Raw genomic sequence first — 6,413 nt, 5'->3', positions numbered from 1 at the left:
CCGCGACCGTCTCGCCCACGATGACGAGCGCGAGGCCGCGGAACACGAGCATGCCCGCGAGCGTCACGATGAACGCGGGGATGCCGAAGTACGCGATCCAGTACCCCTGCGCCGCGCCGATCATCGCGCCCACCAGGAGCGTGATGAGCACCGCGAGCGGCCAGGCCAGCCCCATCTTCACGGTGAGCACCGCGCAGACCGCGCCGGTCACCGCCACCACCGAGCCCACCGACAGGTCGATGTGCCCGCCGATGATCACCAGGATCATGCCGATCGCGAGGATCAGCACGTAGGAGTTCTGGACGATGATGTTGGAGATGTTCTGGGGCGTGAGCAGCGCGCCGTCGGTCAGCACCGAGAACAGCACCACGATGAACGCGAACGCCACGTAGATGCCGGACTGGCGGATGTTGATCGAGAACTTGTTCCTGGCGCCGGGAGCCGCGGGGGCGACCGGCGGATCGAGTTTGGCGGTGCTCATGTCATCTGTCCCTGGGTCATGTGCTGCATCAGGCGTTCCTGGGTTGCTTCGGCGCGGTCCACCTCACCGGTGATCCGACCGGACGACAGCGCGTACACGCGGTCGCACAGGCCGAGCAGCTCCGGCAGTTCGGAGGAGATCACCAGCACCGCGAGGCCCTGCTCGGCCAGCTCGTTGATGATCGTGTAGATCTCGTACTTCGCGCCGACGTCGAGGCCTCGGGTCGGCTCGTCGAGGATCAGCACCGCGGGGTCGGTGAACATCCACTGGGCCAGCACGACCTTCTGCTGGTTGCCGCCGGACAGCGTGCCGACCGTGGTCGCCACGCTGGACGTCTTGATGTTCATGCTCCGCCGGTACTTCTCGGCGACCGCGTGCTCCTCGTTCTCGTTGACCCACGTCCTGGGCGCGAGCTTGCGGAGCGCGGCTGCGGAGATGTTGCGCTGGACGTCGGCGATCAGGTTGAGCCCGTACCGCTTGCGGTCCTCGCTGACGTAGGCGATGCCGTGGGCGATCGCCTGGTCGACGGTCTTGGTGCTGATCTCCTTGCCGTTCTTGAAGACCTTGCCGGAGATGTTGGTCCCGTAGGTCCGCCCGAACAGGCTCATCGCCAGCTCGGTGCGGCCCGCGCCCATCAGCCCGGCGAGGCCGACGATCTCGCCGCGCCGCAGGGTGAGCGAGGCCTTGTCGACCACGACCCGGTCGGCCTGGACGGGGCTGTGCACCGTCCAGTCCTCGATCCGCAGCACCTCGTCGCCGATCTTCGGCTCGCGGGGCGGGTAGCGGTTCTCCAGGTCGCGGCCGACCATGCCGGAGATGATCCGGTCCTCGGTGAGCCCCTCGGCGGGCAGCGTCTCGATGGTCTGGCCGTCGCGCAGGATCGTGATGTTGTCCGCGATCCGCGTGATCTCGTTGAGCTTGTGCGAGATGATCACCGAGGTGATCCCCTCGTTCCGGAGCCCTTCGAGCAGGTCGAGGAGGTGGGCCGAGTCCTCGTCGTTGAGCGCCGCGGTGGGCTCGTCGAGGATGAGCAGCTTCACCTCCTTCGACAGGGCCTTCGCGATCTCCACCAGCTGCTGCTTGCCCACGCCGATGTCGCTGACCTGCGTCACCGGGTTCTCCCGGAGGCCGACGCGGGCCAGCAGCTCGGCTGCCTCGTGGTTGGTCCTGTTCCAGTCGATCAGGCCCTTGGAGGCGCGCTCGTTGCCCAGGAACATGTTCTCCGCGATGGAGAGCTGCGGGGCGAGCGCCAACTCCTGGTGAATGATCACGATGCCGAGCCGCTCGCTGTCGCGGACGGTCGAGAACGCGACCGGCTGCCCGTCGTAGACGATCTCGCCTTCGTAGGAGCCGTGCGGGTGCACCCCGGAGAGCACCTTCATCAGCGTGGACTTGCCAGCGCCGTTCTCCCCGCAGATCGCGTGGATCTCACCGCGCTGAACGGCGAAGTTGACGTCGCTCAGCGCGGTGACCCCCGCGAACCTCTTGGTGATGCCGCGCATCACCAGGATGTCGTCGGTCATCGTTACTTCAGCTCATCCGCCGTGTAGTAGCCGGTCTCCACGAGCTCCTTCTCCCAGTTCGACTTGTCGATGGCGACGAAGTCGAGCAGGTAGGCCGGGACGACCTTCTTGCCGTTGTTGTAGTCGGTCTCGTTGTTGACCTCGGGCTTCTCGCCCTTGAGCAGCGCGTCCGCCATCTTGACCGTCACGTCGGCCAGCTTGCGGGTGTCCTTGTGCACGGTGGCGTACTGCTCGCCCGCGATGATCGACTTGACCGAGGCGACCTCGGCGTCCTGGCCGGTCACGATCGGCCAGGGCTGGCCCGCCGTGCCGTAGCCGCTGGACTTGAGCGCGGAGAGGATGCCGATGGAGATGCCGTCGTAGGGCGAGAGGACGCCCGCGACCTTGTCACCGCCGGAGTAGGTGGAGGTGATCAGGTCCTCCATGCGGCGCTGCGCGGTGGCCGGGTCCCAGCGCAGGGTGGCCGCCACCTTGAAGTCCTTCTGGCCGCTCTTGACGACGAGGGTGCCCTTGTCGATGTGCGGCTGGAGGACGGACATCGCGCCGTTGAAGAAGAACGGGGCGTTGTTGTCGTCCGGCGAGCCGCCGAACAGCTCGATGTTCAGCGGGCCGGTCGCGGAGCCGGGGGAGCCATCGGCGTTGATGACCTTGAGACCGGTCAGCAGGGAGGTGGCCTGCTGGACGCCGACCTTGAAGTTGTCGAACGAGGCGTAGTAGTCGACGTTCGGCGAGTCCAGGATGAGCCGGTCGTAGGAGATGACCGGGATGTTCTGGGCCTTGGCCTGCTCCAGCTGGTTGCTGAGGGCCTTGCCGTCGATCGAGGCCACGATCAGGAGCTTGGCGCCCTTGGTGATCTGGTTCTCGAGCTGGTTGACCTGCGTCGGGATCTGGTCCTCGGCGTACTGGAGGTCGACCTTGTAGCCCTTGGCCTCCAGGGCCTGCTTGATGTTGTCCCCGTCGTGCACCCAGCGCTCGGAGGACTTGGTGGGCATCGTGACGCCGATCAGGGCGCCCTCGGTGTCCCCGCCCTTCTGGTCCACCGTCTTCTCAGCCGACCCGCAGGCCGACAGTGACACAGCCAGCGCCGCGGCGCTGAACGCCGCGACGATCTTCGGAAACTTCATTGTTTCTCCTCCGGGTGTTGCGTGGCGGTGTTGCCCGCGCCGGTGGTGCTGGCGCGGTGGTGCCGGGGGTGGCGAACCCCACCGGTCCTGACCACCACCCTGACGACGCAGAGTAGTGGTCTGGACCAGCGGGGTTCGACCGGGCTCGTTAGCGGAGCCCCTGCGCCAGGCGGTAGTACGCCTGGTTCCAGCGGAGCCGGTCCGCGAACTGCTCCGTGGTGGTGCTCTCGTCGATCAGCACCAGTTCGGTTTCCGACATCTGGGCGAAGTCCCGCAGGACCTCGGAGCCGACGGCCTGCGTCAGCACGGTGTGGTGCGGCCCGCCCGCGGTCAGCCAGGACTCGGCGGACACGGCCAGCGACGGCGCGGGCTTCCAGACCGCGCGCGCCACCGGCAGGGCGGGCAGGGGCTCGTCCGGGGCCACGACGTCGATGTCGTTGGCCACCAGGCGGAAGCGGTCGCCGAGGTCGGACATGCCGATCACGGTGGCCGGACCCTCCAGGGCGTCGAAGACCAGGCGGACCGGGTCCTCGCGCCCGCCGATGCCCAGCGGGTGGATCTCGCAGGACGGGGTGCCCTTCGCGATGGTCGGGCACACCTCCAGCATGTGCGCGCCGAGGATCTTCTCCTCGCCGGGCACCAGGTGGTAGGTGTAGTCCTCCATGAAGGAGGTGCCCTTCCCGGTGCCCTCGCCCATGGCCTTGACGGCCGTGAGCAGCACCGAGGTCTTCCAGTCGCCCTCGCCGCCGAAGCCGTAGCCGTCGGCCATCAGGCGCTGGACCGCCAGGCCCGGCAGCTGCCGGAGCCCGCCGAGGTCCTCGAAGTTCGTGGTGAACGCGCCGAAGCCGCCGTCGACCAGGAAGCGGCGCATCCCGGCCTCGATGCGGGCCGCGTAGCGCAGCGAGTCGTGCCGGTCGCCGCCCTTGGCCAGCTCGGGCACCAGCCGGTACAGCTCGGCGTAGTCGGCGACCAGCGAGTCGATCTCGTCCTCGCCGACCGCGTCGACCACGGCCACCAGGTCGTTGACGCCGTAGGTGTTGACCGAGACGCCGAAGCGCAGCTCCGCCTCGACCTTGTCGCCCTCGGTGACCGCGACGTCGCGCATGTTGTCGCCGAAGCGCGCCAGGCGCAGGTTCCGCAGCGTGTTGTGGCCCGTGGCCGCCCGCACCCACGCGTCGACCCGGCTGAGCACGCGCGGGTCGGTGGCGTGGCCGACGACGGTCTTGCGCGGCACGCCCAGCCTGGTCTGGATGAACGCGAACTCGCGGTCGCCGTGGGCGGCCTGGTTCAGGTTCATGAAGTCCATGTCGATGGTCGACCACGGCAGGGACTCGTTGAGCTGGGTGTGCAGGTGCAGCAGCGGCTTGCGCAGCGCGTCCAGCCCGGTGATCCACATCTTGGCGGGCGAGAACGTGTGCATCCACGCGATCACGCCGATGCAGTCCGGGTCGGCGTTCGCCTCCAGCATCACCTTGCGGATGGCGCCGGAGTCGGTGAGCACGGGCTTGCTGACGATCTCGGCCGAGATACGGCCTGCGCCGGCCAGCATCCGCTGGATCTGCAGGGACTGGTCGGCGACCTGATCCAGGGTCTCCGGGCCGTACAGGTGCTGGGAGCCGGTGAGGAACCAGACCTGGGGTGTCGCCGCGGCGGGCATCGTGCGTCCTCCTCGTGGGCTCATTGCCCGTAGACGTTCTGGTAGCGCGCGTAGAGGCTGTCGATGTGCTCCTGCGCGATCCGCTCGGGCTTGCCGAGCTGGAACGCGTGGTGCACGGTGCGCGCCACGTCCTCCAGCATCACGGCCGCCTTCACCGCGTCCTTGGCGTCCTTGCCGATGGTGAAGGGCCCGTGGCCGTGCATGAGGACCGCCCGCGAGCGGCTGTTCGCGAGGGTCTCGACGATGCCCTGGCCGATCGAGTCGTCGCCGATCAGCGCGAACGGGCCGACCGGGATGTCCCCGCCGAACTCGTCGGCCATCATCGTGATGACGCACGGGATGGACTCGCCGCGCGCGGCCCACGCGGTGGCGAACGTCGAGTGGGTGTGCACGACGCCGCCCACGTGGGGCATGTGCCGGTACACGTAGGCGTGCGCGGCGGTGTCGGAGGACGGCGAGTGGTCGCCCTCGACGAGGTTGCCGTGCAGGTCGGTGACGACCATGGCCTCGGGCCCGAGGTCGTCGTAGGAGACGCCGGAGGGCTTGATGACCATCAGGTCCTGGTCGGGCACGCGCGCGGAGACGTTGCCCGCGGTCCAGATGACCAGCTCGTACTTGGTCAGCTGCGCGTGCAGGGACGCGACGGTCCTGCGGATGTCGGCGATGGCGGACACGGTCAGCTCTCCTCCCCCAGCGCCTCGCGGCGGCCGGCCTTCAGGCGGTGCATGACCTCGTTGGCGCCGCGGCCGAAGTAGTCGTGCAGCTCCTGGTACTCGGTGAACAGGCGCTCGTACGCCTGCACGTTCGCCTCGATCGGCTGGTACACGCCCTTGAGCAGGGAGCCCATGGCCAGCGCGGCGGCGCGGATGTCCGGGTAGGCGCCCGCGGCCACGGCGGCGTGCAGCGCGGAGCCGAGCGCGGGGCCCTGCTCGGAGCCGATGACCGACAGCGGCAGGTTGGTGACGTCGGCGTAGATCTGCATGAGCAGCTTGTTGCGCAGCAGGCCGCCCGCGATCACCAGCTCGGTCACCGGGACGCCCGCGTCGGTGAAGGTGTCGACGATGACGCGGGTGCCGAAGGCGGTGGCCTCCAGCAGGGCGCGGTAGGTGTCCTCGGCGCGGGTGGCCAGGGTCTGGCCGACGACGACGCCGGACAGCTCGTGGTCGACCAGGACCGAGCGGTTGCCGCTGTGCCAGTCGAGCGCGACCAGGCCGTGCTGGCCGATCTTCTGCTCGGCGGCCAGCTCGGTGAGCAGCTCGTGGGTGGAGATGCCGCGCTCGCGCGCGGTCTCGTGGTACGAGGCGGGAACCTGGTGCTGGACGAACCAGCCGAAGATGTCGCCGACGCCGCTCTGACCGGCCTCGTAGCCCCACAGGCCGGGGACGATGCCGCCCTCGACGACGCCGCACATGCCGGGCACCTCGGCGAGGTGGTCGCCGTTCATGACGTGGCAGGTGGAGGTGCCCATGATGGCGACCATCTGCCCGGAGCCGACCGCCTGCGCGGCGGGGGCGGTGACGTGGGCGTCGACGTTGCCGACGGCGACGGCGATGCCCTCGGGGAGACCGGTCCAGGCCGCCGCCTGCGCGGTGAGGCGGCCGGCGACGGCCCCCAGCTCGCCGACGGGG

At 69.0% G+C, this 6,413-nt stretch carries 6 protein-coding genes; all 6 read right to left on the bottom strand.

Features of this window, described 5'->3' with window-relative positions:
* Positions 1-481, bottom strand: a 481-nt coding sequence (locus ACTUAL_RS24580; protein ID WP_440901914.1) for an ABC transporter permease subunit, incomplete at its 3' end; no start/stop codon positions are given.
* Entirely contained in the window at positions 478-2,004 is a 1,527-nt protein-coding gene (gene mmsA, locus ACTUAL_RS24575; protein WP_440901913.1) for a multiple monosaccharide ABC transporter ATP-binding protein, read from the bottom strand. The genes ACTUAL_RS24580 and mmsA, both read right to left, overlap by 4 nt.
* A 2-nt stretch (positions 2,005-2,006) precedes the next feature.
* Complete coding sequence (gene chvE, locus ACTUAL_RS24570) at positions 2,007-3,128, bottom strand: multiple monosaccharide ABC transporter substrate-binding protein (RefSeq protein ID WP_096492409.1); 1,122 nt, start codon at positions 3,126-3,128, stop codon at positions 2,007-2,009.
* A gap of 148 nt (positions 3,129-3,276) precedes the next feature.
* Positions 3,277-4,785: an L-arabinose isomerase gene (araA, locus tag ACTUAL_RS24565; RefSeq protein ID WP_440901912.1), complete on the bottom strand. Its 1,509-nt coding sequence runs from the start codon at positions 4,783-4,785 to the stop codon at positions 3,277-3,279.
* Between the two features lie 20 nt (positions 4,786-4,805).
* Positions 4,806-5,459, bottom strand: a complete 654-nt coding sequence (locus ACTUAL_RS24560; protein ID WP_177154639.1) for an L-ribulose-5-phosphate 4-epimerase — start codon at positions 5,457-5,459, stop codon at positions 4,806-4,808.
* Positions 5,460-5,461: 2 nt separating this feature from the next.
* Positions 5,462-6,413 (bottom strand): ribulokinase (locus tag ACTUAL_RS24555; protein WP_440901911.1); only part of this gene is annotated, 952 nt, incomplete at its 5' end.

The organism is Actinosynnema sp., from assembly GCF_052038725.1.
This window is presented reverse-complemented; position numbering and strand designations above follow the sequence as displayed.

What these genes read in the sequence shown, in the direction of transcription:
- mmsA (WP_440901913.1), bottom strand. Translation starts at nt 2,004, where the DNA reads ATGACCGACGACATCCTGGTGATGCGCGGCATCACCAAGAGGTTCGCG.
- chvE (WP_096492409.1), bottom strand. Translation starts at nt 3,128, where the DNA reads ATGAAGTTTCCGAAGATCGTCGCGGCGTTCAGCGCCGCGGCGCTGGCT.
- araA (WP_440901912.1), bottom strand. Translation starts at nt 4,785, where the DNA reads ATGCCCGCCGCGGCGACACCCCAGGTCTGGTTCCTCACCGGCTCCCAG.